Annotated in this window: 22 protein-coding genes; 8 read left to right on the forward strand and 14 right to left on the reverse strand. The window is 62.1% G+C overall.

Annotated elements, in window-relative coordinates; genetic code table 11:
• Window positions 1-14: 14 nt before the first annotated feature.
• Window positions 15-662: a TetR/AcrR family transcriptional regulator gene (locus HGP31_RS10575; RefSeq protein WP_020800486.1), complete on the reverse strand. Its 648-nt coding sequence runs from the start codon at window positions 660-662 to the stop codon at window positions 15-17.
• A 125-nt stretch (window positions 663-787) separates the two neighbouring features.
• Here HGP31_RS10575 and HGP31_RS10580 point away from each other — a divergent pair, with 125 nt between their 5' ends.
• The 7 genes from HGP31_RS10580 (at window position 788) to HGP31_RS10610 (ending at window position 8,371) form a co-directional block, all read left to right on the forward strand.
• Entirely contained in the window at window positions 788-2,824 is a 2,037-nt protein-coding gene (locus HGP31_RS10580) for an NADH:flavin oxidoreductase (RefSeq protein ID WP_168757656.1), read from the forward strand.
• 126 nt (window positions 2,825-2,950) lie between these two features.
• A complete protein-coding gene (locus HGP31_RS10585; RefSeq protein ID WP_168757657.1) occupies window positions 2,951-4,258 on the forward strand; it encodes a M24 family metallopeptidase in 1,308 nt (435 codons plus the stop codon).
• 13 nt (window positions 4,259-4,271) lie between these two features.
• The gene (locus HGP31_RS10590; RefSeq protein WP_020800489.1) at window positions 4,272-5,081 is read left to right on the forward strand and encodes an amino acid ABC transporter ATP-binding protein; all 810 of its coding nucleotides are present in this window, start codon (window positions 4,272-4,274) and stop codon (window positions 5,079-5,081) included.
• A complete protein-coding gene (locus HGP31_RS10595; RefSeq protein ID WP_020800490.1) occupies window positions 5,081-5,722 on the forward strand; it encodes an amino acid ABC transporter permease in 642 nt (213 codons plus the stop codon). Before HGP31_RS10590 ends, HGP31_RS10595 begins: the two co-directional genes overlap by 1 nt.
• Window positions 5,719-6,378, forward strand: a complete 660-nt coding sequence (locus HGP31_RS10600; RefSeq protein ID WP_008059832.1) for an amino acid ABC transporter permease — start codon at window positions 5,719-5,721, stop codon at window positions 6,376-6,378. Before HGP31_RS10595 ends, HGP31_RS10600 begins: the two co-directional genes overlap by 4 nt.
• Before the next feature lie 58 nt (window positions 6,379-6,436).
• Entirely contained in the window at window positions 6,437-7,270 is an 834-nt protein-coding gene (locus HGP31_RS10605; RefSeq protein ID WP_020800492.1) for a substrate-binding periplasmic protein, read from the forward strand.
• 93 nt (window positions 7,271-7,363) lie between these two features.
• Complete coding sequence (locus tag HGP31_RS10610; protein WP_168757658.1) at window positions 7,364-8,371, forward strand: Ldh family oxidoreductase; 1,008 nt, start codon at window positions 7,364-7,366, stop codon at window positions 8,369-8,371.
• A 116-nt stretch (window positions 8,372-8,487) separates the two neighbouring features.
• Here the strand turns inward: HGP31_RS10610 and HGP31_RS10615 are convergent, their stop codons facing one another.
• The 10 genes from HGP31_RS10615 to HGP31_RS10660 form a co-directional block, all read right to left on the reverse strand.
• On the reverse strand, window positions 8,488-9,141 hold the full coding sequence (locus HGP31_RS10615; RefSeq protein WP_083348681.1) for a TetR/AcrR family transcriptional regulator: 654 nt from the start codon (window positions 9,139-9,141) through the stop codon (window positions 8,488-8,490).
• 32 nt (window positions 9,142-9,173) lie between these two features.
• Window positions 9,174-10,802: a methyl-accepting chemotaxis protein gene (locus tag HGP31_RS10620; RefSeq protein ID WP_168757659.1), complete on the reverse strand. Its 1,629-nt coding sequence runs from the start codon at window positions 10,800-10,802 to the stop codon at window positions 9,174-9,176.
• Between the two features lie 63 nt (window positions 10,803-10,865).
• Window positions 10,866-12,017, reverse strand: coding sequence for an acyl-CoA dehydrogenase family protein (locus tag HGP31_RS10625; RefSeq protein WP_020800496.1), 1,152 nt, complete (start codon window positions 12,015-12,017; stop codon window positions 10,866-10,868).
• A gap of 17 nt (window positions 12,018-12,034) precedes the next feature.
• Complete coding sequence (locus HGP31_RS10630; RefSeq protein ID WP_168757660.1) at window positions 12,035-13,123, reverse strand: enoyl-CoA hydratase/isomerase family protein; 1,089 nt, start codon at window positions 13,121-13,123, stop codon at window positions 12,035-12,037.
• Complete coding sequence (gene mmsB, locus HGP31_RS10635; protein ID WP_020800498.1) at window positions 13,120-14,016, reverse strand: 3-hydroxyisobutyrate dehydrogenase; 897 nt, start codon at window positions 14,014-14,016, stop codon at window positions 13,120-13,122. Before mmsB ends, HGP31_RS10630 begins: the two co-directional genes overlap by 4 nt.
• Window positions 14,017-14,176: 160 nt before the next feature.
• A complete protein-coding gene (locus HGP31_RS10640) occupies window positions 14,177-15,685 on the reverse strand; it encodes a CoA-acylating methylmalonate-semialdehyde dehydrogenase (RefSeq protein ID WP_033044906.1) in 1,509 nt (502 codons plus the stop codon).
• A gap of 102 nt (window positions 15,686-15,787) precedes the next feature.
• Window positions 15,788-17,491, reverse strand: a complete 1,704-nt coding sequence (locus HGP31_RS10645) for an AMP-binding protein (protein ID WP_033044907.1) — start codon at window positions 17,489-17,491, stop codon at window positions 15,788-15,790.
• A 1,708-nt stretch (window positions 17,492-19,199) separates the two neighbouring features.
• Complete coding sequence (locus tag HGP31_RS10650) at window positions 19,200-20,450, reverse strand: OprD family porin (protein WP_020800833.1); 1,251 nt, start codon at window positions 20,448-20,450, stop codon at window positions 19,200-19,202.
• A gap of 167 nt (window positions 20,451-20,617) precedes the next feature.
• The gene (locus HGP31_RS10655) at window positions 20,618-22,267 is read right to left on the reverse strand and encodes a cation acetate symporter (RefSeq protein WP_033045241.1); all 1,650 of its coding nucleotides are present in this window, start codon (window positions 22,265-22,267) and stop codon (window positions 20,618-20,620) included.
• Window positions 22,264-22,593 (reverse strand): DUF485 domain-containing protein, encoded by a 330-nt coding sequence (locus HGP31_RS10660; RefSeq protein WP_020800907.1) that lies wholly within the window; start codon window positions 22,591-22,593, stop codon window positions 22,264-22,266. Before HGP31_RS10660 ends, HGP31_RS10655 begins: the two co-directional genes overlap by 4 nt.
• Before the next feature lie 388 nt (window positions 22,594-22,981).
• On the opposite strand from HGP31_RS10660, the gene HGP31_RS10665 reads away from it, so the two are divergent.
• Window positions 22,982-23,938 carry a LysR family transcriptional regulator gene (locus HGP31_RS10665; RefSeq protein WP_080725407.1) on the forward strand — a complete coding sequence of 319 codons (957 nt, stop codon included), beginning with the start codon at window positions 22,982-22,984 and terminating at the stop codon, window positions 23,936-23,938.
• Window positions 23,939-23,955: 17 nt separating this feature from the next.
• Here HGP31_RS10665 and pqqE read toward each other — a convergent pair whose 3' ends face one another.
• The 3 genes from pqqE to pqqC are packed head-to-tail and all read right to left on the reverse strand — an operon-like array spanning window position 23,956 to window position 26,127.
• The gene (gene pqqE, locus HGP31_RS10670) at window positions 23,956-25,131 is read right to left on the reverse strand and encodes a pyrroloquinoline quinone biosynthesis protein PqqE (RefSeq protein WP_168757661.1); all 1,176 of its coding nucleotides are present in this window, start codon (window positions 25,129-25,131) and stop codon (window positions 23,956-23,958) included.
• On the reverse strand, window positions 25,103-25,378 hold the full coding sequence (gene pqqD / locus HGP31_RS10675; RefSeq protein ID WP_168757662.1) for a pyrroloquinoline quinone biosynthesis peptide chaperone PqqD: 276 nt from the start codon (window positions 25,376-25,378) through the stop codon (window positions 25,103-25,105). The genes pqqE and pqqD overlap by 29 nt, the downstream gene beginning before the upstream one ends.
• Window positions 25,375-26,127 carry a pyrroloquinoline-quinone synthase PqqC gene (gene pqqC, locus HGP31_RS10680; protein WP_020796018.1) on the reverse strand — a complete coding sequence of 251 codons (753 nt, stop codon included), beginning with the start codon at window positions 26,125-26,127 and terminating at the stop codon, window positions 25,375-25,377. Before pqqC ends, pqqD begins: the two co-directional genes overlap by 4 nt.
• Window positions 26,128-26,143 lie beyond the last annotated feature (16 nt).

Below are 26,143 nucleotides of genomic sequence, written 5' to 3' on the forward strand. Positions count from 1 at the left end.
TAAAGTCGATGTTTTCAGACGTTCAAATCGGCACGGCTAAAACCGTTGCGCTGATAAAAGCGCTCCAGCTCACGGGCTTCCGGCTCCCTGCCGGTGAAAATCTTCAGGTACTCGGGGATGTAGCGCATCCGCTGGGCCAGGGGCTCCCGGGTTTTCATGCTGATGTAGCCGATTTGCGTGAGGTAGATCGAACGGGCGCGGGTTATCGCCGCATCGTGTTCAAAGCCGAAACGGTCGAACATCTGCCGCAATGCCTCGACGCGCTGCTCGTCAGCCTCGCCGATTTCCTGCGCCACTTCCGGTGATTGCAACGCCCAACTGCGCATGGCGAACTCGAACTGCGAGTCGAACAAATCGCTGTTCAGCCAGCAGTCGAAGACGTTGAGAATCGCCTCGGTGATGGACTCGGCATAGGCTTGGGATTTGGTCACCAGGTTGAAGGTGTTCTTGTTTTTCCATTGCTCGATCAAGGCGACGAGCAGGGCATCGCGGTCTTCGAAAAACCAGTAGAAGCTGGTGCGCGACAAATTCAGTTTTTTCGCCAGCGGCATCACTCGCACGGCATCGACGCCTGACTCGGTCAGACTTTCGTAGGCCGCATTGAGCCAGGCTTCCAGGGAGCCTCGGCCTGCCGGTTCCGCCGTTGAGGTGGTTGCTTTCATGGGCATTTCTTCCCTGCTGAAATTTGCTTTTCGTGGTCAACTGTACACCAGTGTCAAGCCTATTGACACCTGTGTACACAGGGGCATATTGTCGGCGTGCCTGATGACCTGTTTGCGAGACCGATATGAAAAACGATCCGCTACTTCAGCCTTATCGCCTCAAGCATTTGACCCTGCGCAACCGCATCATGACCACCTCCCATGAACCGGCATACCCGGAAGACGGGATGCCGAAAAAGCTCTACCGGGCCTACCACGTTGAACGTGCCAAAGCCGGTGTAGCCATGACCATGACCGCGGGCTCCGCCGCGATCTCCCGTGACAGCCCGCCCGTGTTCAACAACATTCTGGCCTACAAGGACGAAGTGGTCGGCTGGATGAAAGACCTGACCGACGAGTGCCATGAACATGGTGCGGCGGTGATGATCCAGCTCACTCACCTGGGCCGGCGTACCCGCTGGGACAAAGGCGACTGGCTACCGGTGGTGTCGCCCTCCCATAATCAGGAACCCGCACACCGCGCCTTCCCCAAGCAGCTCGAACAGTGGGACATCGACCGCATCATTCGCGACTACGCCGATGCCGCCGAACGCATGAAAGCCGCCGGCCTGGACGGCATCGAGCTGCAAGCCTACGGTCACTTGATGGATCAGTTCTGGTCGCCGCTGACCAACGAACTGGAAGGGCCGTACGGCGGCTCGCTGCAAAACCGCCTGCGCTTTACCTTCGATGTGCTCACGGCCATTCGTAAACGCGTGGGCGCGGAATTTATCGTAGGCATTCGCTATACCGGGGACGAAGTCCTTGCCGGCGGCCTGCAAAAAGAGGAGGGGTTGCAGATCTCCCAACTGTTGAAAGACAGTGGCATGATCGACTTCCTCAATGTGATTCGCGGCAACATCGCCACCGACGCCGGGCTGACCGACATCATCCCGATCCAGGGCATGCGCAATGCGCCGCACCTGGATTTTGCCGGCGAAATCAAGGCGCTGACCGGCTTCCCGACCTTCCATGCAGCGAAAATTCCCGACGTGGCCACGGCGCGTCATGCCATTGCCTCGGGGCTGGTGGACATGGTCGGCATGACCCGCGCGCACATGACCGACCCGCACATCGTGCGCAAGATCATCGAAGGCCGTGAAGACGATATCCGCCCTTGCGTGGGCGCCAACTATTGCCTGGACCGCATTTACAACGCTGGCGCTGCCTACTGCATCCACAACGCCGCGACCGGGCGTGAAACCACCATGCCCCATGAAATACCCAAGGCTGCGCACAAGCGCAAAGTGGTGATTGTCGGCGCCGGCCCTGGTGGCCTGGAAGCGGCACGGGTGGCAGGAGAGCGCGGCCACGAGGTGGTGGTGTATGAGCTGGCGGACAAACCCGGCGGACAGATTCGCCTGACCGCGCAGTCCGAGCGGCGCAAGGAAATGATCAGCATCATCGATTGGCGCATGGCGCAATGCGAGCGCCTTGGCGTGACGTTTCACTTCAACACCTGGGCAGACACCGCGATTGTTCTCGATGAAAATGCCGACGTGGTGATCGTGGCGACCGGGGGCCTGCCGCACACCGAAGTGCTGGAACGCGGCAATCAATTCCTGGTTTCAAGCTGGGACATTATTTCCGGCGACGTGAAGCCTGGGCGCAATGTGCTGGTGTACGACGATGCGGGTGACCACGCCGGCCTGCAAGCCGCCGAATTCATCGCCCGCAGTGGCGCCAAGACTGAAATCATGACCCCCGACCGCTCGTTCGCGCCGGAAGTCATGGGCATGAACCTGGTTCCCTACATGCGCTCGTTGCAGCAACTGGACACCACCTTTACCGTCACCTACCGGCTCAAGGCTGTGGAGAAACAAGGCGACCAATTGCTGGCTACGATCGGCACCGATTACAGCGACCTGACCAAAACACGCCGGGTGGATCAGGTGGTGGTCAACCACGGCACCCGGCCGCTGGATGAGCTGTATTTCGAACTCAAGCCCTTGGCCAGCAACGAAGGCGCCGTGGAGTACATGGACCTGATTGTCGGCAAGCCGCAAACCGTTTCGAGCAACCCCGAAGGGCGCTTCCAGTTGTTCCGCATTGGTGATGCCGTGGCGTCGCGCAATACCCATGCGGCCATCTACGATGCCCTGCGGCTGGTCAAGGACCTCTAGCTGCCGTGTGTCGCCCACAACAATAAAGACAGCCGTCACCTGATTTAGAAGCCTTTAGTTACTGCCCCAACAGTTGGACTGATTGAATTTGATGAACATCAAACTCTTCCCAGCGGAGGTTGTTGCATGCATACGGGTTCTGATTCCATTGAGCTGCTCACGGCGTTAACCGAACGCGACCTGCGCTTTCGCAGCGATGCCAAGGTCACTGAACATGCCCTGGCGCCGGTCGACACGGCGTTACTCGATGAGTATTGCGCCATCGACCGCAAAGCCCTGCGTCATTACCGCCTGGAACGCATTCGCGAGCAACTGCGTGCCCAGGATTACGCCGGCATTCTGTTGGCCGATCCGATCAATATTCGCTATGCCACCGACACCAATAACCTCGGTTTGTGGGTGATGCACTCGCCCAGCCGCTATGTGTTCGTGGCCACCGACGGCCCGGTGGTGCTGTTCGAGTTCACCAGCAGCCGGCACAACAGCGAGCACGTGGAAACCATCGATGAAATTCGCCCGGCGATTCCCTGGCTGTATTTTCTTGCCGGCCCCCGCGTGCAGGAAAAAGCCGAGCGCTGGGCCCAGGAAGTGGCGGACCTGATGGCCCGCCACGGTGGCGGCAATCGCCGCTTGGCGGTGGACCGTTGTGACCCTTGGGGCGCGCAACGCCTGACGCATAAGGGCATTGAGCTGTTCGATGCGCAGCCGTTGATGGAGCAGGCACGCTTGATCAAATCGGCGGAAGAGGTGGCCAGCCACCGGGTCTCCATGGGCGTGTGCGACCTGGCCATTGCCCGGATGCGCACAAGCCTGGTGCCGGGGGTTACTGAAAACCAGCTGTGGAGCATCATGCACGGGACTAATGTCGCGCACGGCGGAGAATGGGCCGAAAGCCGCTTGCTCAGCTCCGGGCAGCGCACCAACCCGTGGTTCCAGGACGCCACCGACAAGGTCATCAAGGCAGGCGAGATGGTCTGTTTTGACACCGACATGGTCGGGCCCGGTGGTTACCTTTCGGACATCTCTCGCAGCTTCGTCTGCCCCGGCAAGGCGCCGACAACGGCCCAGCGCGACTTGCTGGAAATCGCCTCGCAGCAGATCAATCACAACGTCGAACTGCTGCGCCCTGGCCTGTCCTTTCGCGAGTTTGCCGAACACTGTTGGCCTGTGCCCAAGCGCTTTGAGCACAACCGCTACATGATGATGCTGCACGGCGTCGGCCTGGTGGACGAGTACCCCAGCGTCGCCTACGCCGTGGATTTCGCCGAGTGGGGTTACGACGGCCTGTTCGAGGAAAACATGGTGGTGTCGGTGGAAAGTTACATCGGAGAACAAGGCGGTGGGGAAGGGGTGAAGCTCGAAGAACAGGTGCTGATCAGCGCCAACGGGCCGATAAAACTTTCGCGCACGCCCTTAGTCGACGGCGATCGATAGCTGGAGCAAAAACATGAGCAGTATGACCGTGATCGAATCCGCGCCCTCCTTGGCACCGCGCCCAGTGGCCAGCGCCGAACCGTTCTTGCGCCTGGAGGGAATTCATAAGCAGTTTGGCCCCTATCCCGTCCTGCACGACGTGTGTTTTGAAATGAGCAAGGGCGAGGTGGTGGCCATTATCGGGCCCAGTGGTTCGGGCAAGAGTACCTTGCTGCGCTGTATCAATCAGTTGGAGCCGCCAACCCAGGGCCGGGTCAGTATGGATGGCGTGCACATCGAAGCTGGCAAGGCGTTACCCCGTACAGAGCTGCTCAAGCTACGCCGGCGCATTGGCATGGTGTTCCAGTCGTTTAATCTTTTTCCGCACCTGACGGTACTGCGCAATGTCAGCCTGGCGCAAATCCGTACCTTGGGCCGCAGCGCCAAAGAGGCCGACGCCCGCTCCATGCAACTGCTCGAACGCGTGGGGTTGGCCGACAAGGCCCAGCACTATCCGGCGCGCTGCTCCGGTGGCCAGCAACAACGGATCGCCATCGCCCGTGCCCTGGCACTGGACCCTGAATTGATGCTGTTCGATGAGCCGACCTCGGCGCTGGACCCCGAGCTGGGCCTGGAGGTGCTGGCGGTGATGAAAGAGCTCGCCTGCGAAGGCATGTCGATGATCGTCGTGACCCACGAAATGCACTTCGCCGAAACCGTGTCCGACCGCGTGGTGGTGATGGCCGAGGGGCGAATCATCGAGCAGGGGCCGAGCCAGCAAGTGATGCGTCAGCCCGAGCATGAACGGGTGATCCAGTTCCTCCAGGCCGTGAGGAATCGCTGATGCAAGACATCCTGATGATGCTGTTGAACGGTGTGCCGTGGACCATTGCTGTCACCGTGCTCGCCTTCTGCGTCGGCGTGGTGCTGGGGTTTCCGATCTGTGCCCTGCGCCTGTCCAGGGTCAAGCCCCTGCGTTTTCTGGCGGCCATGCTGGTGCTGACCCTGCGCTCCATTCCGCCGATTGTCTGGCTGTTTTTCATCTTCTTTGGCATCGGTGGCGGCTATATCAGCCTGTCGCCGTTTACAGCGGCAGTGGTCGGCCTGGGGCTGATCACGGCGGCGCACATGTCCGAGGTATACCGCGGTGCTTTCGCGGCGATTCCCACCGGGCAATTCGAAGCCGCCTATGTGCTTAACCTGTCGGCATCGCAACGGTTTTTCGATGTGGTGTTACCGCAGTTGGTGCGCATCGCCATTCCCACCTCGGCCACCTACGCCATTGGCCTGCTCAAGGATTCGGCCGTGGCCTCGACCATTGGCGTCGGCGATATCAGCTTCCAGGCCTATCAAGTTTCACAACAAACCTTTCAGGGCCTGAGCGTCTACAGCGCGGCGGCGGTGGTTTACCTGGTGCTCAGCGTGCCGGTGGCCTTGTTCTCCCGTTGGCTCTCGGCGACGTTGAAACAGAGGATTGCCCGATGAGCGAACTGCTGACGATGTGGGCCCAATGGCTGCCGGAGTTGTGGAAGGGCTTTGTGTTGTCGATGCAGGTCACGGCGGTGAGCCTGGGCCTGGGCATTGTACTGGGGCTGGTGCTGGCACTCGGTGTCTCGGCCCCGAGCCGCTGGTTGCGTTACCCGTCTCTGGTCATCGTGGAGTTGGGGCGCGGTGCGCCGGCGTTGATCCTGCTGCAGTATTTTTACTTTGGCCTGCCCAGCGTCAACCTGACCTTGACCTCGTTCTGGGCTGCCGCGCTGGCCATGGCGTACTGCACGGCGGCCTACACCAGTGAAATCATTCGCGGTGGCATCGAGGCCGTGGCCCCAGGGCAAACCGAGGCCGCTGAGGTGATCGGCCTCAACCGGTTCGACGCCCTGCGCTTTGTGATCCTGCCTCAGGCCTTGCGGGTAGCGCTGCCGTCGCTGCTGGGGTTCTCGATCATGATGTTCCAGGCCTCGTCGCTGTGTTTCACCATCGCCCTGCCAGAAATTGTCAGCCGGGCGTCCTCCATAGGTTCCTCCACGTTTGAGTACATGCCGGTGCTGATCCTGGCCGGTTTGATGTATGCCGCTGTCTGTGCTCCGGCAACCCTGGGCGTGGCGGCGCTGGAAAAAAGACTGGCACCCAGCCAGCCATAACAACAAATGCCACTCACGCCGTTTTCGGCTGCTGCTCTCTTATTGCAAAGGTGACGTCATGACTCGCTCATTCAAACATTTTACCCGTTGGATGTTCTTGTGTTCGACCCTGGCTGGCGCGCCATACGCCCTGGCCGAATGCACCCCGGCGAACCAGTTTGAAACCATTACGCCGGGTGTGCTGACCGTGGCGGCGTACGTCTTCCCGCCTTACTCGATACCGGGACCGAACAACCAGTTGAGCGGCGTGGATGGCGAGATCATCAAGCGCATCGCCGAGCGCGAATGCCTGAAGGTCAAGACCATGGTGGTGGACACCGCAGCGGTGGTGCAGGCGGTGGTGGCAAAGCGCGCCGATGTCGGCATCGGTGACTGGTACCGCACGGCAGAGCGCAGCAAGGCGTTGGGGTTGTCGGCACCGTTGTACCTGGACGTGATGGGCATTATTTCGGATGAGGGCTACACGAAGATTTCCGAACTGGACGGCAAGCGCATCGGCACCGTGCAGGGCTACCTGTGGGTGGACGATTTGAAGAAGACCTTTGGCGACAATCTGGTGCTCTACCCGAACCCGGTGGCCATGGCGCAGGACCTGGCGTCCAAGCGCATCCAGGTCGGTGCGGACAGCTTCGCGGTGGGGGTCTCTTCGCAGCAGAAGGGCGCGTACCCCGGCAAGAGCATCAAGGTGTCCGAGCCCGATCAACGGGTCAAGGCCACGCTTGAGCCTGGGCAGAGCGCCTTCCCGTACACCAAGTCCAACGCAGCCTTGGGCGAGGCGCTGGGCAAGAACATCCAGGCCTTGCATGCCTCGGGCGAAATCGCTGAAATCCTCGCCTCGTTTGGCCTGGACCGCGAGGCTGCGAAGGTGGGTGAACCGAGGATGATCCAGTAAAGATAATCAACTGGACGAGCAGGAGCGGCCAGCGCCGCTCCTGCAGGTTCTCAAGCTGCGGCACACCTACAATCCGAGAATACTGAAGCCACCATGGACGACGACAAACCCCACAAGCGCCTGTCTCTGGCCGAGGCCACCACCTTCGCACAACAGCTCTGCCTGGCCCACGGCACCAGCCACGCCGTGGCCTCGGCGCTTGCCAACGCCACGGTATCAGCCCAGGCCCATGGCCAACACGAGGTCGGTTTCGGTCATTTGCCTGACTACCTCAGCGGCTTTGCCACCGGCCGAATCGCCAGGGCTGCCGAGCCCTTCGTGTCCCAGGTCGCGCCGGCCATGATCCGCTGCGATGCGGCCCAAGGCATCGCGCAACTGGGCTTCGATCGCGCTTTCCCAGTGCTGTGTAGCAATGCGCATCAACTGGGTATTGCCCTGTTCGCGCAGTTCAACGCTTTCACCTGTGGCGAATTGGGCTATTACACCCGTCGCCTGGCGCGCGAGGGGCTGGTCGCGTTGGCGTTCACCAATGGCTCACCGCTGCTCACCGTGGCTGGCCAGAGCCGGCCGCTGTACTCCACCAACCCCATCGCATTTGCCGCCGCCAGTGCTGCAGGTCGTTTACTGGCGATCGACCAAGCCAGCAGCGCCACGGCCTACGTAAACCTGCTTCGGGCCGCTGAAGCGGGGGAGGCGATACCGCCAGGCTGGGCGGTTGATGCACAAGGCAATGAAACGCGCAGCGCGCGGGAGGCACTGCGCGGGACGTTGCTGGCGTTCGGGGGCGGGCGCGGCGCCAACATCGCGTTGATGGTCGAGGTGCTCGCGGCGGGTTTGACGGGGGCCAATTGGTCGTTGGATGCAGCCGATTTTCGTTCCGGCAGCGAATCCCCAGGGGCTGGCATGCTGGTGATTGGCATTGCTCCCAGGTTGCTGGACGAGTGCTTTGCCTCACGTCTGGGCGAGCAGATGACGCGGCTTGAAACCTTGGGCGTTTACCTGCCGGGCAAGGCCAAAGAGCAAGCTTATGCCCGTGCGGTCCGCGAGGGCATCAGCCTGCCGTTATCGGCGTACGACGCGTTCAAGGCGCAGGTGGAATAGTCAAACCCTTCGCCACCGCCGGCCGCGGCAGAAAACTTTCAAGCGCAGCGGTCACGCTGGGCCGTGCTTGCCCAGCTGCTGTCACTGCGCTACCGGCCAGGCATTGCCACGGCCGATCATGAGGCTTTAAGCCCGGGAGCCTGCAACGCCCCCTGCAGGGCGCCCATGACCATGTCATGCAGCAGCTTGCGCCGTGTTCCCTTGCCGGCCGGCGACTCTGCAATCCAGGCCGGCAGTTGGTTGAGCAGGGACACGATGCCGCTCAAGGTAGAGCGCAGGGGGACGCTCGCCGGTTCACCGGTGAGCTGTTCAATCGTGGTCACCAGGTGTTCCTCGTAGCGCCTGCGCAACGCCAGGATCGAGCCAAGCTGTTCGCTGTCCAGGCAATGGAGGTCATGCTCGGCCAGGCGAAAATGCGCCGCCATGCGCTCGTGCAGCAGCAGGTGCGCCTCAAGCAAAGCCTGCAGTCGTGCCGCGGGGCTGGATTTGCGCCGGTTCACCAGGTTGGCGCCGTGCAGCAACTGTTCGTAGAGTTCCTCGATCAACTCGAACAGCAGTGCCTCCTTGCTGTCGATGTGGTTGTAGATGGAGCCGGCCTTGATCCCCAGATAAGCCGCCAGGTCGCGCATGCTGACCCGGCTGAAACCACATCGGGCAAACAGCTCGAGGGCTTTTTGCCGGGTTTCCAGGTAGCGGGAGTGGTGCACCTGGTCGATGGCCCCCGCAAACGAAGAGCCGGGGCGGGAGGCAATGGGTTGCGAGGCTGTCATCTAGGCGATACCTCCATCGTTGCTGATCCATTTCAAAGGCGAAACTGCCCCAATAGCCGATTGAGCTGGCCCGCCAACTGCCCCAGGTTCTGGCTGGCCTCGTTGGACTGGTCCGCCGCCAGGGCATTCTCGTGGGCCAGCGAGGCGGCGTGGGTGACATTCTGGTTGATGTCCTCGACCACGTGGGATTGCTCCAGGGTGGCACTGGCAATCGAGGCGTTCAGTTCCGTGAGATTGCGCAGCGCGGTGATGACCAGGTGCAGGCTTTCACCGGTTTCGCGGGCCTGTACCACGGTTTGGCGAGCGGCCTGGCTGCTGGCATTGATGACATCGACCGCCGCTTCGGAGTTGCCCTGCAGGCGTTCGATCATGCCCTGGATCTGCGCGGTGGACTGCTGGGTGCGCTGCGCCAGCAGGCGCACTTCGTCTGCCACCACGGCGAAGCCACGACCCTGTTCACCCGCGCGCGCGGCCTCGATGGCGGCGTTCAGCGCGAGCAGGTTGGTCTGTTCGGCGATGGCGCGGATCACCTCCAGCACGCTGCCGATCTGCGTGCTTTCCTGCGCCAGGCTCTGGATCACTTCGACAGCCTGGCCGATGGTCTCGGACAACTGGTCGATCTGGCGCAGGCTGCTGTCGATGTTGTGCTGGCCCTGGCGTGCCTGCTCATCGGCCTGGCGTACTTCATTGGCAGCGTGTTCGGCGTTCTTCGCCACGTCCTGCACGGCATAGGACACTTCGTGGATGGCGGCGGCCACCAGTTCCATTTGCTGGGATTGCTGTTGGCTGTGGCGCTGGCTGTTGCTGGCAATCTCGCCCAGCGATTGCGAGGCCTGGTCCAGGTTGCCAGCGGTCTGCATGGACTGGCCGATCACAGCGCGCAGCTTGTGGGTGAACGCGTTGAAGTGGCTGCTCAGAGCGGTCAGTTCATCGCGCCAGCGACTGTCCAGGTTGTGGGTCAGGTCGGCTTCGCCGCTGGCGATGTTCTCCATGGCATTGACCACCTGCGCCAGGGGCAAGGCGATGCTGCGGGCAATCAGCAGGATCAGCGCGCTGAGCAGCAGGGCGATGGTCAGTACGATGACGAAAGCCTGTATCAGCTGGCGGCGGAACTCCACTTGTACGTCGTCGATGTAGATGCCCGAGCCGACGATCCAGCCCCAGGGCTTGAACAGTTCGACGTAGGAAACCTTCTCCACCGGCGCGTCGGAGCCCGGCTTTGGCCATCGGTAGTGCACCAGGCCGGAGCCGTTGCGGTTTGCCACGGCGACCATCTCGTCGAACAGTGCCTTGCCGTCAGGGTCGCGGGTGCCCGCCATGCGCTTGCCCTCGAGCTTGGCATTGGGGTGCATGACCATGCGAGTGTCGAGGTCTTCGATCCAGAAGTAGTCGTCGTGGCCGTAGCGCAGGTTGCGTATGACCGCGCTGGCCTGTTGTTGCGCTTGCCCACGCTCGAGACCCTGGCCTTCCAGGGCCTGGAAATGACGCAGGATGCCGCTGACGGTCTCGACCACGTGACGGGTTTTCAGGGCCTTGGCCGCATAGAGATCGTCATGGTTCTGCTTGAGCATCAGGCCGGCGAGAATCAGCAGCATCAGGATGGACGTCAGCAAGATCAACCACAGGCGGCGGCTGATGGAAAAATTACGCAGGCCGAGCATGGGCAACTCCAGAAGGGGCAGGCAAGGGGGCAGCCGGCGCGCAGGGTGCGGCCGGCCAAGGGCTCAGAGCGCGTAGTGGGCCAGCTCGCGTGCGATCAGCAGGCGCTGCACCTCGCTGGTGCCTTCGTAGATCTGGGTGATGCGCGCATCGCGGTAGTAGCGCTCCACGGGGTAATCCTCCAGGTAGCCATAACCACCATGGATCTGCAGGGCGCTGGAGCACACGCGCTCAGCCATTTCCGAGGCGAACAGCTTGGCCTGGGACGCTTCTGACAAGCACGGTTGCCCGGCGCTTTTCAGGCGCGCGGCATGCAGCACCAGCAGGCGGGCAGCATTGAGCCGGGTGTGCATATCGGCGAGCAGGTTGGACACGCTCTGGTGTTCGATGATCGGCTTGGCGAACTGGATGCGTTCGCGGGCATACCCCAGCGCAGCCTCGAAGGCGGCGCGGGCGATGCCCAGGGACTGGGCGGCGATGCCGATGCGACCGCCTTCAAGGTTCGACAGGGCAATGGCCAGGCCCTTGCCGCGCTCGCCGAGCAAATGGTCCTGGGGGATCGTGCAGTTATCCAACGTAACCGCGCAGGTATCGGAGGCCTTGATCCCCATCTTGTGTTCGCTGCGATCGACCACGAAGCCGGGATTGTCGGTGGGCACCAGGAACGCCGACAGGCCCTTCTTGCCCAGTTCCGGATCGGTGACGGCAAAGACAATGGCCAGCTTGGCACGCTTGCCGTTGCTGACGAATTGCTTGGCACCATTGAGTACCCACTGACCGTCGCGCAGTTCGGCGCGCGTGCGCAAGTTGTGGGCTTCGGTGCCCGCCTGTGGCTCGGTCAGGCAGAAGCAGCCAATGGCCTGGCCGCTGGCCAGGAGCGGCAGCCAGGTGTCTTGCTGGGAAGGGCTGCCATATTTGAGCAGCGGGCCGCAGCCCACTGAGTTGTGGATGCTCATCAAGGCGCCGAGGGCGCCGTCGCCGGCCGAGATTTCCTCCACGGCCAGGGCGTAGGCCACATAGTCGGTGTAACTGCCACCCCAGGTGTCCGGCACCACCATGCCCAGCAGGCCCAGTTCACCCATCTGCGCCACCACGGCATCATCGATCCAGCCGGCCTTTTCCCAGGCCTGTGCCTGCGGGCCGACTTCGCTGCGGGCGAAGTCGCGTGCCATGTCGCGGATCATGCGTTGTTCTTCGGTCAATTCGATATCGTGCATTGCGAGTCTCCTGCCGTTCAGGCGGTACGAAGGGGTTTGCCAGAGGCCGGGCGAAAGTCGCTGAAGAAAGCCTGCACCCGCGCTGGCACCAGTTCCGTCAGGGTTGGCGGGTTCCAGCGTGGGGTCTTGTCCTTGTCGATGATCAGTGCGCGCACACCCTCCATTAGGTCGCCTTTGTCGAACCACTGGTAGTCCAGGTGCAGCTCCAGGGCAAAGCAGTCGGCCAGGCTCAAGTATCGACCGCGGCGCAACAGTTCCAGGGTCGTAGCCATTGCCAGTGGCGAGCGGCTGTCGAGCAGCGCAACCGTCTGTTCGGCCCAGTCGCGCAGCTCGGGACGTTGCTCGCGCTGCAGCGCATTGCGAATCGCCGACACATCAGGCAGGGAGAAATAGTCATCGATCACCTGGCGGTAAGCCTTGAGTTCCGATCCGGCAATACGCTCGGCGGCCAGCCCCGCCAGCAGGTCTTGCAAGTCTTCTGCGGGCGCACGGGTCCAGTTCAAGTGATCCAGGGCGGCATCCAGTTCGACCAGGCGCTCGCTGGGCAGGTAGTAGTCGGCGAGGTCGGCATAGAGCGCATCGGCGGCCCGTACCTGGCAGCCGGTGACGCCCAGGTAGATACCCAGCTCACCGGGAAGCCGCGGCAGGAAATAGCTGCCACCGACATCGGGGAAAAAGCCGATGCCGACTTCCGGCATGCCCATGCGCGTGCGCTCGGTGATCACCCGCAGCGAGGCCGCCTGCGCCAGGCCCATGCCACCGCCCAGGACGAACCCGTCGAGCAGCGCCAGCACCGGTTTGGAGTAGCCATGCAGGTACTCGTCCAGGGCGTATTCCTCTTCGAGAAACAGCTCGTGCAGGTTGTCTCCGGCCTTGTGACTGTCGTACAGCATGCGGATGTCGCCACCGGCGCAGAAGGCTTTTTCCCCGGCACCACGCAGGGTGACGGCGACGATGTCCGGGTCTTGTTCCCAGATCCACAGGTACTGGCAAAGCAGCTTCACCGTCGGCAGGTCGAGGGTGTTCAGCGCGCTGGGCCGGTTCAGTGTCAGGTGGCCGATGCGGTTGCGCACACAGGCCAGCACCGGGGCTTGCTGCTCGCTCATGCCTGGGCTTCCCCTTGGAACAGTTTGATGATGGCGGAGAAGTCCAGGCCGCCATGACCTTGCAGGCTGAAGGTCTGGTACAGCTGCTGGGCGGCAGCACCGAGCACCACCGGCTGACGCGCGTGTTTGGCTGCTTCGGTAGCGAGGCTGAGATCCTTGAGCATCAGGTCGGTGCCGAAGCCGCCACTGTAGCCACGGGAGGCCGGAGCATTTTCCAGCACGCCCGGGAACGGATTGTTGATCTCCGAACTCCAGCAGCGACCGGTGGAGGTGCCGATGACACCGGCCAGCACCTTGGCGTCCATGCCCAGGGCCACACCCAGGGCCATGGCCTCGGCGACGCCGACCATGGAGATGCCGAGCAGCATGTTGTTGGCGATCTTGGCCACTTGGCCGTTACCGGCTTCGCCGCAGCGCACGATGTTCCTGCCCATGGCCGAGAGGATCGGCAAGGCCTGGTCGAATACGCTGACGGGGCCGCCGACCATGAACGTCAGGGTGCCTGCCGTCGCACCGCCGGTGCCGCCGGAGACCGGCGCGTCGAGCATCGAGTTGCCTTGGGCGAGGGCGAGTCTGGAAACTTCGCGCGCACTCAGCGGGTCGATGGTCGAACTGTCTATCAACAGCACACCTGGGCCGATGTTGGCCAACAGGCCGTCCTTGGCGCAATAGACCTGTTTCACGTGGTGTGCGGTTGGCAGCATGGTGATGATCACTTCCACCCCGGCCTTGGCCACGCCTGCGGGTGAGTCGGCGGCGCTGGCGCCGGCCTCCACCAACGCGGCGACTGCCTGCGCGAAGGGATCGAAGACGGTCAGGCTGTGGCCCGCCTTGAGCAGGTTGCGGGCCATTGGGCCGCCCATGTTGCCGAGGCCGAGAAATCCGATATGCATGATGGCTACCTTTTGCGTGTGTGGTGGCGAGGGGATCTACCGAAACGTTGCACCGCCCCGTTGGGTCGCGAAGCGGCCCCAATCCAGACAACTCGGTCTGTTTGAACGGTCGCTGGGGCTGCTTCGCAGCCCCAGCGGGGATGAATCCCCTCGCCACAGATCATTTGAGGGTGATAGTGGTGTTCACCGCGCCAACGTCGTCGTCCTCGTCGAACCAGCGTTGGGTGATCGTCTTGGTCTGGGTGTAGAAGGTCACCACTTGCTTGCCGTAAGGGCCCAGGTCGCCGAGCTTGGAGGCGCGCGAACCGGAGAAGGAGAACAGCGGGACCGGTACCGGGATCGGCACGTTGATGCCCACCTGGCCAACGTCGATTTCCTCCTGGAAGTGACGGGCCGCCGCGCCGGAGCGGGTGAACAGGGCGGTACCGTTGCCATTCGGGTTGGCGTTGATGATCTCGATCGCCTCGCTCAGGCTGGCGGCCTGCATGACGCACAGCACCGGGCCGAAGATTTCTTCGCGGTACACGGACATTTGCGCAGTGACGTTGGAGAAGATGGTCGGGCCGACGAAGTTGCCGTCCTGGTAGCCAGGCACGCTCGGGTTGCGGCCATCCAGTTCGAGTTTGGCGCCTTCTTCGATGCCACTGGCGATCAGGCTGTTGACGCGATCCAGGGCAGCGCAGGAAATGACCGGGCCGATGTCGGTGCCAGGTTCGGTGCCGCCATTGATCTTGAGGGTTTTGGTCCGCTCGATCAGGTCCGGCAACCAGGTCTGCGCTTCACCTACCAGAATCACTACCGGCAGGGCCATGCAGCGCTGGCCAGCGGCGCCGAAGGAGGCGCCCAGCAGGTTGTTCAAGGTCTGCTGCTTGTTGGCATCGGGCAGGACGATGGCATGGTTCTTCGCGCCCATCATGCACTGTGCGCGTTTGCCGTTTTGCGTAGCGCGGTTGTAGACGTGAGTGCCGACCTTGGTCGAACCCACGAAGGACACGGCCTTGATGTCCGGATGATCACAAATCAGGTTCACCGCATCGACGCCGCCGTGGATGACGTTGAGTACGCCCTTGGGTACACCGGCCTCCAGCGCCAGTTCGACGAGGCGCATGGTCACCAGTGGGTCTTGCTCGGACGGCTTGAGGACGAAGGTGTTGCCGGTGGCGATGGCCATCGGGAACATCCACAGTGGGATCATCGCCGGGAAGTTGAACGGGGTGATGCCAGCGCACACGCCCAGCGGCTGCATCAAGGTGTAGGTGTCGACGCCGTTGGCGACGTTGTTGGCCAACTCGCCCATCTGCAGGTTACCGATGGATGTGGCGTGCTCGACCACTTCCAGGCCGCGGAACACATCACCTTCGGCATCCGGCAGGGTTTTGCCCTGTTCGGCGGTGAGCAGGGCGGCGAGTTCCTTGATGTTCTCGCGGATCAGCTGCTGGTATTTGAAGAAGATCCGCGAGCGGGCGCCGATCGGGGTCTTGCGCCAGGTCTTGAAGGCTTCCTTGGCGCTGGCCACGGCGGCATCCATTTCCTCGGCGGTGGCGAATGGCACACGAGCGAGGACTTCCTGGGTGGCCGGGTTGACCACGTTACGCCACTCGGTACTGCGCGATTCGACGAACTCGCCGTTGATGAGGAGCTTGACGCTTGGAACGCTGGATGAGGTCATTTTCGGGTCCTGTCTGCTTTCTTTGAGTCGAGAGTGGCCCCTCGGCCTGGTTGGCCGAGTGGTCGGAGGTGAGTTCAGGAGGGCCGGCGCACCGGCCCGGATTCAGCCCTTGAGCTGAGGGAAGTCTTCTTCGAAGTACTCTTGTGCGCCGCGCGCGTCACTCTGCCGACGCTGCACTTCCATCTGGCGCAGCTCCACCCGACGGATTTTCCCGGAGATGGTCTTGGGCAGCTCGGTGACGAACTCGATGCGTCGCACTCGCTTGTACGGCGCCAGGTGCTCGCGGGCGAAGGCGAGGATATTGCCGGCGAGCTCGGCGCTGCCGGGTTCGTCATGGGCCAGGATCAGGAACGCCTTGGGCACGGCCAGGCGTAGCGGGTCGGGGCTGGGGACCACGGCGCATTCCATCACCGCCGGGTGCTCGATCAGAGCGCTCTCCAGTTCAAAGGGGCTGATGCGGTAGTCGGAGGCCTTGAACACGTCGTCGGCGCGACCGACAAAGGTGACGTAGCCATCATCGTCAATCTGCGCGGTGTCGCCGGTGCGGTAGTAACCGTCGCGCATCACCTCGGCGGTTTTTTCCGGACTGTCCTCATAGCACAGCATCAGGCCAAGTGGGCGCACGTCCAGCGGCAAGGCGACTTCGCCCTCATTGCCAGGTGCCCCGTCGGGGTCGAGCATGGTCACTCGGTAGCCCGGCAGCGGACGACCCATGGAACCGGGCTTGAGCAATTGGCCGGGCGTATTGCCGACCAGGGCGGTGGTTTCCGACTGGCCGAAACCGTCGCGCAATGGCAAGTCCCAGGCATGCAGGATCTGCTCGATGATTTCCGGGTTGAGCGGCTCACCGGCGCCCACCAGTTCGCGCAGGCACAGGCGCTCCTTGTAACTGGCCAGGTCCTCCTGGATCATCATGCGCCAGACCGTGGGCGGGGCGCACAGGCTGGTGACGCCATAGCGCTCCAGGGCACCCAGCAGGGCAGGGGCGCTGAAGCGCGCGACGTTATGGATGAAGATGCAGGCGCCGGCGTTCCAGGGGGCAAAGAGGCAACTCCAGGCGTGCTTGGCCCAGCCCGGTGACGAGATGTTCAAGTGCAGGTCGCCCGGCTGCAGGCCGATCCAGTACATGGTCGACAAGTGGCCGACCGGATAGCTCTGATGGCTGTGCAACACCATCTTTGGCTTGGAGGTGGTGCCGGAGGTGAAGTACAGCAGCATCGGGTCGGTGGCCAGGGTGCGACCCTCGCTGTCGAACTGCTCGGAGTATTCGCTGGCGGCGCTGTGGGGTGTCCAGCCGGCGGGGGCCGGGCCGACGCAGACGCGGCTGCAGCCTTCACCCAGGCCGTCGAACTTGTCGACATGGGCGGCACCGACCACCAGATGGCGAACCTGGCCACGTTCGATACGATCGGCCAGGTCATCGCAAGTCAGCAGTGCGGTGGCAGGGATGACCACGGCGCCCAGCTTGAAGGCGGCCAACATGGTTTCCCACAGGGCTACGTCGTTGCCGAGCATCAGCAGGATGCGCTCGCCACGGCGCACGCCAAGGGCACGCAGGTGGTTGGCCACCTGGTTGGAGCGCGCGGCCAGTTGCTGGAAGCTGTAGCGCTGCTCGCTGCCGTCTTCTTCGACGATCCACAGGGCGTTGGCCTGGTTACCTTCGGCCATGGCATCGAAGTAATCCAGCGCCCAGTTGAATTCACTCAGTTGCGGCCACTGGAAGTCCCGTGTGGCAGTGGCGTAGTCGGTACGGTGGGCCAGCAGGAAATCACGAGCTTTGATGAAGGGTTGGCAGTTGCTGTTCATTGGAGTCTCCATCGATCGCGGGGGCGATCGGCGCGGTAACGGGTACGGGATGGTCAGGCGGCGAGGGGCGCTTCGCTGCGGGCGGCGATGCGTACGTGACGCGTGCGGGTACCTGAGAGCGGGGAGACGATGGCAAGCATGGATGTCTTCACGGTGTATGCCCTTGTTTGTTTTTGTTGGGTCTGGCCCGGATCATGACCGGTGCTTGAGTCCAGTATATGCATGCAAAAATGAATTAAAAATGCTCATAAAAGCCGGTGCGTTGTGCAGAAAAGTCATAGCTGTGGTGCGTTGGATGGCAGGCCAATCGCACTGTCAGGTAATGCGGGTCGCCCTTACTGTAGGAGTCAGGCTTGCCGGCGAAGGCGTCCAGGCGGCCAATGGAGATTTTGTGACTGAGTACATATCCATTGCTGCGGTAACGGCCACTTAGGGTTTCGCTTTTACTGTAGGAGCCAGGCTTGCCGGCGAAGGCGTCCTGGCAGACGATAGTTGTCTTTCAGGTGTACATATCCGTTGCTGCGGTAACGGCCACTTATGGTTTCGCTTTTACAGCGAGTCACTTTGAGAAGCGGAACGCCGCCCGGCGCAAAGTAACCAAACGCTCTTGCCCCTGGCGTTCGGTGCCTCGCTCCGGTCCTGCTCCGTGGGTCGCCGCGATGGGCCATCCCTGGCCCAGCGCGGCCAAACCGGCATCCATGCCGGTTTACCCACTGCGCAGAACCTCCACTCGGCCTCTCGAGGGGGCAAGAACATCAAAAGCCAGATCACAATCAAAAGCGAGGCGGCCGACCGGCCGGCCTGATCGGAAGCCATGCGCGTACCTTCTGTAGGAGCGAGCATGCTCGCGATGAACCCGAGAGCACCGCGGGCTACCAGGTGCCCCGCGTTATCGTTGACGACCATCGTCGGAACGCCGCCCGGAGCAGGCTCGCTCCTACAGGGGATCGAGGTACACCCGTCAAAGTCAGGTCGGCTGTCAGGCCGCCTCGCTTTTGTTTTTGATCTGGGCGCCCCGTTAACCACGCTGGCCGAACGCAGGCATTGCGCAGTGGGGAAACCGGCAGGACGCCGGTTTAGCCGCGCTGGGCCAAGGATGGCCCATCGCGGCGACCCACGGAGCAATGCCGGAGAGAGGGCATGCCGAGCCCAAGCGAGGCACCGAGTGGTGGGGCAAAGCCTTTTGCTTCCTTTTTGGCGTTTGAAAAAGGGAGTCGCCGTAAGGGCGAAACCATAGGAGGCCGTTACCGCAGCAATGGATATGCACGCAGGCAACCAATTTCACACAGGGCTTCTTGTGACGCCCCTGCATCAACGTTGCGCACGGCTCAATTAATACGTTGTCAGTGGAACGCAGAGCGTCCCTGGCGGCATTCCCACGCAGAGCGTGGGAACGATCAAAACCATAAGTGGCCGTAACCGCAGCAATGGATATGTACTCCGACAACCAATTTCACACAGGGCTTCTTGTGACGCCCCCGCATCAACGTTGCGCACGGCTCAATTAATACGTTGTCAGTGGAACGCGGAGCGTCCCTGGCGGCATTCCCACGCAGAGCGTGGGAACGATCAAAACACAGGCATCACCAAAAGCAGGTCGGCTGTCAGGCCGCCTCGCTTTGCTGTTGATCGCGAGCGCCCCGTTAACCACGATGGCCGGAGAGAGGGCATGCCGAACCCCAGCGAGGCACCGAGTGGCGGGGGGGATTTACCAGAGCGCCAGGGTATAGCTGAGGATCAGTCGATTCTCATCCAGGTCACTGCCGAAATGGGTCGAGCGCACCGTCGCGTTGCGCCACTTCACGCCGACATTTTTCAGCGGCCCGCTCTGTACGACGTAACCAATGTCGGTATCCCGTTCCCACTCCTTGCCTTGCGGGCGGTTTGCGCCCAGATCGATGTTGTCGCCGCTGAGGTAGCGGGTCATGAAGGTCAGGCCCGGCACGCCAATGGCCGCAAAGTTGTAGTCGTAGCGCGCCTGCCAGGACTGTTCGTCCTTGCTGGCGAAGTCGCCAATCTGCACGAAGTTCACCAGGAAGGCGTCGGTGCCGTTGACGTAGGCGTAGCCGGTGTCGCCGCTCATGCCTTGATAACCCAGGCCCAACGCATGCCCACCAAGGTTATAGGTGAACATTGCGCCAATGGCGTTGTTATCGACATTGCTGCCCCCATCGTCCGTTGAACGGGCGAAGCGCAGATCCGTCTTCAACGACTGGCCGGTCGTCACTGGCAACACGTAGGTCAGGTTGACCAGGTGCTGGCTGTAGAAGTTGTCGAGGTGACCGTAGCTATAGCCGGTGGCGAGGTTGCTGGTCCATTTGTAGTTCAGGCTGGCGAAATCGAAGCGGTCGCTGTCGATGTGACGTGTGGTGATGCCCTTGGCGCCGGTTCGGGTGATGCCCATGTCCTCGTAGTCCGAGGAGTCGCGCTGATTGACCTGCGTCAGGCGCCCGGCGTCCACGGTCAGGCCTTCGAGTTCCAGCGACGTCAACTGACCGCCCTTGAAGGTTTGCGGCAACAACCGTGAATCGTTAGCCAGTACCGTCGGCAGCTTCGGCAGCAACGTACCGAGTTTCAGTGTGCTTTTGGAGGCGCGCACTTTGGCGGTCAGGCCCAGTTCGCCGTACTCGTCCTGCGCACCCTTGCTCGTGTCGCGATGGCGTTTGAGCAGGCCGGAACCTGCGCGATCAGGGCTGGAGTCGAGCTTGACGCCGACCAGTCCGATGGCATCGAAACCGACACCGATCAACCCTTCGGTGAAGCCCGATTCATAGCGCAGCAGGAAGCCTTGGGCCCATTCCTCTTGTTTGGATTGGGCGGCGTTGGCCTGACGATAATCTCGGTTGAAGTAAAAATTGCGCAGCTCCAGGCTGGCCTTGCTGTCTTTGATGAAGTCCGCATGGGCCTGGGTGGCAAGGCTGGTGCCTGCGAGGAATAGACTGAAAAGGGTAGGTTTCATGTTTGTCTCTTGTTGTTATGGGCAAGCCGATCCCGCACTGGCCGTGGCCGGTGGAGGGAAGGCTGGTTGGCGGTGCCCTGGCCGGGCGGCGCAGGGCGGGCGTAAAAAAGCGCGAAGCCAAGGGGCGCACTCGCGCTCGAGGCATTGGCCCCGGAAAAACTGCAGCGTCAGTGACTGCTGGCCATGGCAGCGCCCAGGCCGGTCTGGGCGCGCACGAACTGATCGGCATAGGCCGCGCGTTCACGATCGGCACGCTCGCTGCGGTCCAGCCTGGACACCACCACTATGACCAGGAAGGCCAGGGGCATGGAGAACAGTGCCGGCTGGTCGTAGGGGAAGATCGCCTGGGCATGGCCCAGTACACCGACCCACACCGACGGCGAACCGATGACTAACGCCAGGGCGCTGACCAGGCCGGTCAAGCCGCCGTAGAGGGCGCCGCGGGTGGTCAGGCCACCCCAGTACATGGCCATGATCAGTACCGGGAAATTTGCCGAGGCGGCGATGCCGAACGTCAGGCCGACCAGGAAGGCGATGTTTTGGCCTTCGAACAGAATCCCCAGGGAGATTGCGACAATGCCCAGGCCGACAGTGGCGATGCGCGACACGCGCATTTCCTGCTTCTCGTCCGCCTTGCCCTTCTTGAATACCGAGGCATACAGGTCGTGGGAGATCGCCGAGGCGCCGGCCAGGGCCAGGCCGGCTACCACTGCAAGGATGGTGGCGAAGGCAACGGCGGAAAGGAATCCCAGAAACAGGTTGCCGCCCACCGCTTTGGCCAGGTGCATGGCTACCATGTTGCCGCCGCCGATCATGGCACCGCCGAGCTTACCGTCGACGTAGTACTGCGGGTCTGTGCCAACGATGACGATGGCGGTGTAGCCCAGGATGCAGACCACGAGGAAGAAAAAGCCGATGAACACCGTGGCAAACAACACCGATTTGCGCGCCTCCTTGGCATTGGGCACGGTGAAGAAGCGCATCAGGATGTGCGGCAGGCCGGCGATACCGAAGACGAGGCCCAGGGACAGTGACACCGCGTTGACCGGATCGGCCAGCAAGGTGCCCGGGCCCATGATCTGCACGCCGCTGGCATGCACCGCTACGGCCTGGGCCGACAGCGTCTCGAAGCTGAAACCGAAGCGGCTCAGGGCCATCAACATCAGGGTCGTGCCGCCCGCCAGCAGCAGGACCGCCTTGGTGATCTGCACCCAGGTGGTCGCCAGCATGCCGCCGAAGATCACATAGACCAGCATCAGCAGACCGACCACCACCACCGCCGTACGATAGTCGAGGCCGAACAGCAGCTTGATCAGTTGGCCGGCACCGACCATCTGCACCACCAGGTAGCAACACACCACCGTCAGCGAGCCGAGGGCGGCGAAGCTGCGCACGCGAGTCTGGTCCAGGCGCAGGGAGACGATGTCGGCGAAGGTGTAGCGGCCCAGGTTGCGCAGGCGCTCGGCCATCAGGAAGGTGACGATGGGCCAGCCGACGAAGAAGCCGATGATGTAGATGAAGCCGTCATAGCCCTTGGTGAACACAAGGCTCGAGAGCCCCAGCAACGTGGCGGCAGACATGTAGTCCCCGGCGATCGCCAGGCCATTCTGGAAGCCTGTGATACCGCCTCCGGCGCTGTAGAAGTCGGCAGCGGAACGCGTACGACGGGACGCCCACCAGGTGATCAGCAAAGTGGCGAGGACGAAGACGAAGAACATGCCGATGGCATGCACATTGAGCGGTTGTTTCTCGGCAGTGATGGGGGCGGCGGTGGCCAGCAAGGGGCTGAAGGCGAGCAGGGCGAGTAGGGGTTTCATGCGCGGGTCTCCTGCAGGATCTGCGCGCTGAGCGCGTCGAAGCGGGTGTTGGCGGTGTGCACATACCAGGCGGTCAACAACCAGGACAGCAGGATAATCGCCACGCCAATCGGCATCCCGAGGCTCAGGTGGCTGCCGTCGTACATTGGCAAGTGCAGCCAGGCGGGTGCAAAGGCCACGACCATGATGAAGCTGTAATAAACGGCCAGGACCACGGCGCTCAGGGACCAGGCCAGCAGCGAACGCTGGCGCGTAAGGCGTTGGAAGTTGGGATTGGCCCTGACCTGGGCGCAGATCTGGACATGGTTCGGATGGTCAGTCGTCATCGTGAGGCTCCGCTTTTTTAATTGTTGTTTGTCGGCCTTTTGAGGGGCGTACGGGTACCCGGGCGACGTTCCGAAACGGAGCGTCACCTGAATGCTGCTGGAGTCGTTGCTGCCCTGGCGATCTTCCGGAGGCGAGGGGATGTTGATGGCGAAATCGGGTGCCAACAGTGGGCCCGCCGCATGAACCCGCGGTGGGTACGAATGCGACAGATTGCACTGCCGCGCAGTTGCCTTTTTTCGCCTTGAAAACAGGCTTTTGAGCCTGCATTCAGGCCGTCAGCCCTGATTGAAATCAGGGCCTTTCCGCTTGCGAAATGCTGCTGGTAAAACCAGGCTGGATGCGAGTATATGTTGGCTAATTTCCAATAAGAATTGGCAGAAAAGCCTGATGAATATGCAAAATCGCACAACGCAAAACCAAGTGAATTGGGACGATATGCGTTTCTTTCTCGAGGTCGCCCGTGCGCGCACCGCCAGTGGCGCAGCACGCCGCCTGGGGGTCGACTACACCACGGTGTCGAGGCGCATCCGCGCCCTTGAGCAAAGCCTTGGCGCACTGCTTTTCGAGAAGTCCCGTGCGTCGGGTTTTGTCATGACGGTCGAGGGGCAACGCCTGATCAGTCACGCCGAATCATTGGAAAGTACATTGCTGGCAGCGTGCGAGCAGGTATCGGGAACCACCGCGGGGCTCGCCGGGCATTTGCGCATCGGCTGTACCGAAGCGTTCGGCTCCTGTTTCATCACCACGCAGATGAGCCATTTCATCATTCACTATCCGCACATCTCAGTGGACATCCTGCCGGTCCCGCACTTCGTCAACCTGTCGCGACGCGAGGCGGACATCGCCATCACCCTGGAGCGTCCTGAACGGGGGCCCTACGTGTGCTCGCGCCTGTGCGACTATCGCTTGCGCCTGTATGCGACACCGCAGTACCTGGCCGATCATCCACCGATTACCAGCAGCGAGGATTTGGCCAGTCACCCGTTCGTGACCTATGTCGAGGACCTGGCCTTCAGCTTCAAGCTGCTCTACCTGAACGACCTGCTGCCCGGCGCGCACAGCCGCCTGCGCAGCACCAGCGTAGTCTCCCAGTACCATGCGGCTTTGGAAGGCCGCGCGCTGGCCATTTTGCCCTGCTTCCTCGCCGGTCCCGACCCGCGCTTGTGTGAAGTGCTGCCGGATGAGGTCGAGGTCACTCGACAGTTCTGGATGTACTACAGCGAGGATCTGCGCAAGCTCAAGCGGATCACTCTGGTAGCCGACTATTTGCGTGCCTGCGCGGAACTCAATCAGCCGCTGCTGATGGGCGAGTCCCGTGTGATGGCGTACTTGCCGTCGCCCTGAATCCTGGGTTAACGCATTCAACCGTTCTTGACGATCAGGCGTGAGTTTCGTTCATTGCGAAAGGCCAGTTGTTCAATGGTCTGGGTCGCGTGCTCGGCCTCTTCGCGGGCCTTGAGGATCACGCCGTGATGAGGCGACTTGCTGCACACCGGGTCCGCGTTGCGCGCATCCCCCGTGAGCATGAAGGCCTGGCAGCGACAGCCGCCGAAGTCCTTTTCTTTCTCGTCGCAGGAGCGGCATGGCTCCGGCATCCAGTCGTAACCGCGAAAGCGGTTGAAGCCGAACGAGTCGTACCAGATGTGCTGCATGCTGTGCTCGCGCACGTTGGGAAACTGCACCGGCAGCTGTCGGGCGCCATGACAGGGCAGGGCGGTGCCGTCCGGTGTGACCGTCAGGAAGATACTGCCCCAGCCGTTCATGCAGGCTTTCGGGCGTTCTTCGTAGTAGTCCGGGGTGACGAAAATCAACTTGCACGGATGCCCTTCGGCTTCCAGTTTGGCGCGGTATTCGTTGGTAACGCGCTCCGCACGAACAAGCTGTTCCCGGGTCGGCAGCAGCCCCACCCGGTTGAGTTGCGCCCAGCCGTAGAACTGGCAGGTGGCGAGTTCGACGAAGTCGGCCTCCAGGGCAATGCACAGCTCGATGATGCGGTCGATCTTGTCGATGTTGTGCCGATGGGTCACGAAGTTCAGCACCATCGGATAGCCATGGGCTTTCACGGCGCGGGCCATTTCCAGCTTTTGCGCGAAGGCTTTTTTCGAGCCCGCCAGCAGGTTGTTCACCTGCTCGTCGCTGGCCTGGAAACTGATCTGGATGTGATCGAGACCGGCCTTTTTGAAATCGCTGATTTTCTGCTCGGTCAGGCCGATGCCGGAGGTGATCAGGTTGGTGTAGAACCCCAGCTGGCGCGCTTCGGCAATCAGCTCGGCGAGGTCCTGGCGCACCAACGGCTCACCACCGGAAAAGCCCAGCTGCGCCGCGCCCATCTCGCGTGCCTCGCGGAACACCTTGATCCACTGCTCGGTACTGAGCTCCTGGCCTTGTTCGGCAAAATCCAGCGGATTGGAGCAGTACGGGCATTGCAGCGGGCAGCGATAAGTCAGTTCGGCCAGCAACCAAAGAGGCAGGCCGATCTCGGGCTTGGGCGGCACTTGCCTGGATGAATCAGGCAAGTTCGATCCAGTGCTGTGCACGGGCAACCTCCATGAATTGCTCGATGTCGTCACCGAGCTCAGGCACATCGGGGAACTGCTGGTTGAGTTCCTTGATAATCGCGGCGACATTGCGCTCGCCATCGATCAAGCCGCCAATCAGCGCCGCGCTTTCATTGAGTTTAATCATGCCTTCCGGGTACAGCAGCACGTGGCCTTTCTGTGCCGGTTCGTACTGGAAACGGTAGCCAGGACGCCAGGTCGGGGTCTTGCTGCGATCGAAACTCATAGGGTGATTCCTTTGTGCCAGACCCGTTCACTCGTCACCGTATGGTAGGGCGGGCGGTTCAACTCATAGGCCATGCTCATGGCATCGAGCATGCTCCAAAGAATGTCCAGTTTGAACTGGAGAATTTCCAGCATGCGTTCCTGGCCTTCCCGGGTCGTGTAGTGCTCGAGGGTGATGGCCAGGCCGTGCTCGACATCGCGCCGCGCCTGGCCCAGGCGCGTGCGGAAATACGCGTAGCCGGTGGGGTCGATCCACGGGTAGTGCTGCGGCCAGCTGTCCAGGCGCGATTGGTGGATCTGCGGGGCGAACAGCTCGGTCAGCGAGCTGCTGGCCGCTTCCTGCCAACGGGCGCGACGAGCGAAGTTGACGTAGGCGTCGACAGCAAAACGCACGCCGGGCAGCACCAGTTCCTGTGAACGCAATTGGTCCGGGTCGAGACCGACGGCCTGGCCCAGGCGCAGCCAGGCTTCGATACCGCCGTCTTCGCCGGGGGCGCCGTCATGGTCGAGCAGGCGTTGAATCCATTCGCGACGGACCTCGCGGTCCGGGCAATTGGCCAGGATGGCCGCGTCCTTCAGGGGGATGTTCACCTGATAGTAAAAGCGGTTGGCGACCCAGCCCTGGATCTGCTCGCGGGTGGCCCTGCCTTCGTACATCGCCACGTGGTAGGGGTGGTGGATGTGGTAGTAGGCGCCCTTGGCGCGCAGGGCGGCTTCGAATTCGGCGGGGGACATGGGGGTGTCGGTCATTGCGGTTCTCCAACGA

Origin of the sequence: Pseudomonas umsongensis, assembly GCF_012647205.1 — a bacterium.
Classification (GTDB): Bacteria; Pseudomonadota; Gammaproteobacteria; order Pseudomonadales; family Pseudomonadaceae; genus Aquipseudomonas; species Aquipseudomonas umsongensis.

Coding starts and splice junctions, on each gene's coding strand:
- HGP31_RS10575 (WP_020800486.1), bottom strand. CDS start 662: ATGAAAGCAACCACCTCAACGGCGGAACCGGCAGGCCGAGGCTCCCTG.
- HGP31_RS10580 (WP_168757656.1), top strand. CDS start 788: ATGAAAAACGATCCGCTACTTCAGCCTTATCGCCTCAAGCATTTGACC.
- HGP31_RS10585 (WP_168757657.1), top strand. CDS start 2,951: ATGCATACGGGTTCTGATTCCATTGAGCTGCTCACGGCGTTAACCGAA.
- HGP31_RS10590 (WP_020800489.1), top strand. CDS start 4,272: ATGAGCAGTATGACCGTGATCGAATCCGCGCCCTCCTTGGCACCGCGC.
- HGP31_RS10595 (WP_020800490.1), top strand. CDS start 5,081: ATGCAAGACATCCTGATGATGCTGTTGAACGGTGTGCCGTGGACCATT.
- HGP31_RS10600 (WP_008059832.1), top strand. CDS start 5,719: ATGAGCGAACTGCTGACGATGTGGGCCCAATGGCTGCCGGAGTTGTGG.
- HGP31_RS10605 (WP_020800492.1), top strand. CDS start 6,437: ATGACTCGCTCATTCAAACATTTTACCCGTTGGATGTTCTTGTGTTCG.
- HGP31_RS10610 (WP_168757658.1), top strand. CDS start 7,364: ATGGACGACGACAAACCCCACAAGCGCCTGTCTCTGGCCGAGGCCACC.
- HGP31_RS10615 (WP_083348681.1), bottom strand. CDS start 9,141: ATGACAGCCTCGCAACCCATTGCCTCCCGCCCCGGCTCTTCGTTTGCG.
- HGP31_RS10620 (WP_168757659.1), bottom strand. CDS start 10,802: ATGCTCGGCCTGCGTAATTTTTCCATCAGCCGCCGCCTGTGGTTGATC.
- HGP31_RS10625 (WP_020800496.1), bottom strand. CDS start 12,017: ATGCACGATATCGAATTGACCGAAGAACAACGCATGATCCGCGACATG.
- HGP31_RS10630 (WP_168757660.1), bottom strand. CDS start 13,123: ATGAGCGAGCAGCAAGCCCCGGTGCTGGCCTGTGTGCGCAACCGCATC.
- mmsB (WP_020800498.1), bottom strand. CDS start 14,016: ATGCATATCGGATTTCTCGGCCTCGGCAACATGGGCGGCCCAATGGCC.
- HGP31_RS10640 (WP_033044906.1), bottom strand. CDS start 15,685: ATGACCTCATCCAGCGTTCCAAGCGTCAAGCTCCTCATCAACGGCGAG.
- HGP31_RS10645 (WP_033044907.1), bottom strand. CDS start 17,491: ATGAACAGCAACTGCCAACCCTTCATCAAAGCTCGTGATTTCCTGCTG.
- HGP31_RS10650 (WP_020800833.1), bottom strand. CDS start 20,450: ATGAAACCTACCCTTTTCAGTCTATTCCTCGCAGGCACCAGCCTTGCC.
- HGP31_RS10655 (WP_033045241.1), bottom strand. CDS start 22,267: ATGAAACCCCTACTCGCCCTGCTCGCCTTCAGCCCCTTGCTGGCCACC.
- HGP31_RS10660 (WP_020800907.1), bottom strand. CDS start 22,593: ATGACGACTGACCATCCGAACCATGTCCAGATCTGCGCCCAGGTCAGG.
- HGP31_RS10665 (WP_080725407.1), top strand. CDS start 22,982: ATGAATATGCAAAATCGCACAACGCAAAACCAAGTGAATTGGGACGAT.
- pqqD (WP_168757662.1), bottom strand. CDS start 25,378: ATGAGTTTCGATCGCAGCAAGACCCCGACCTGGCGTCCTGGCTACCGT.
- pqqC (WP_020796018.1), bottom strand. CDS start 26,127: ATGACCGACACCCCCATGTCCCCCGCCGAATTCGAAGCCGCCCTGCGC.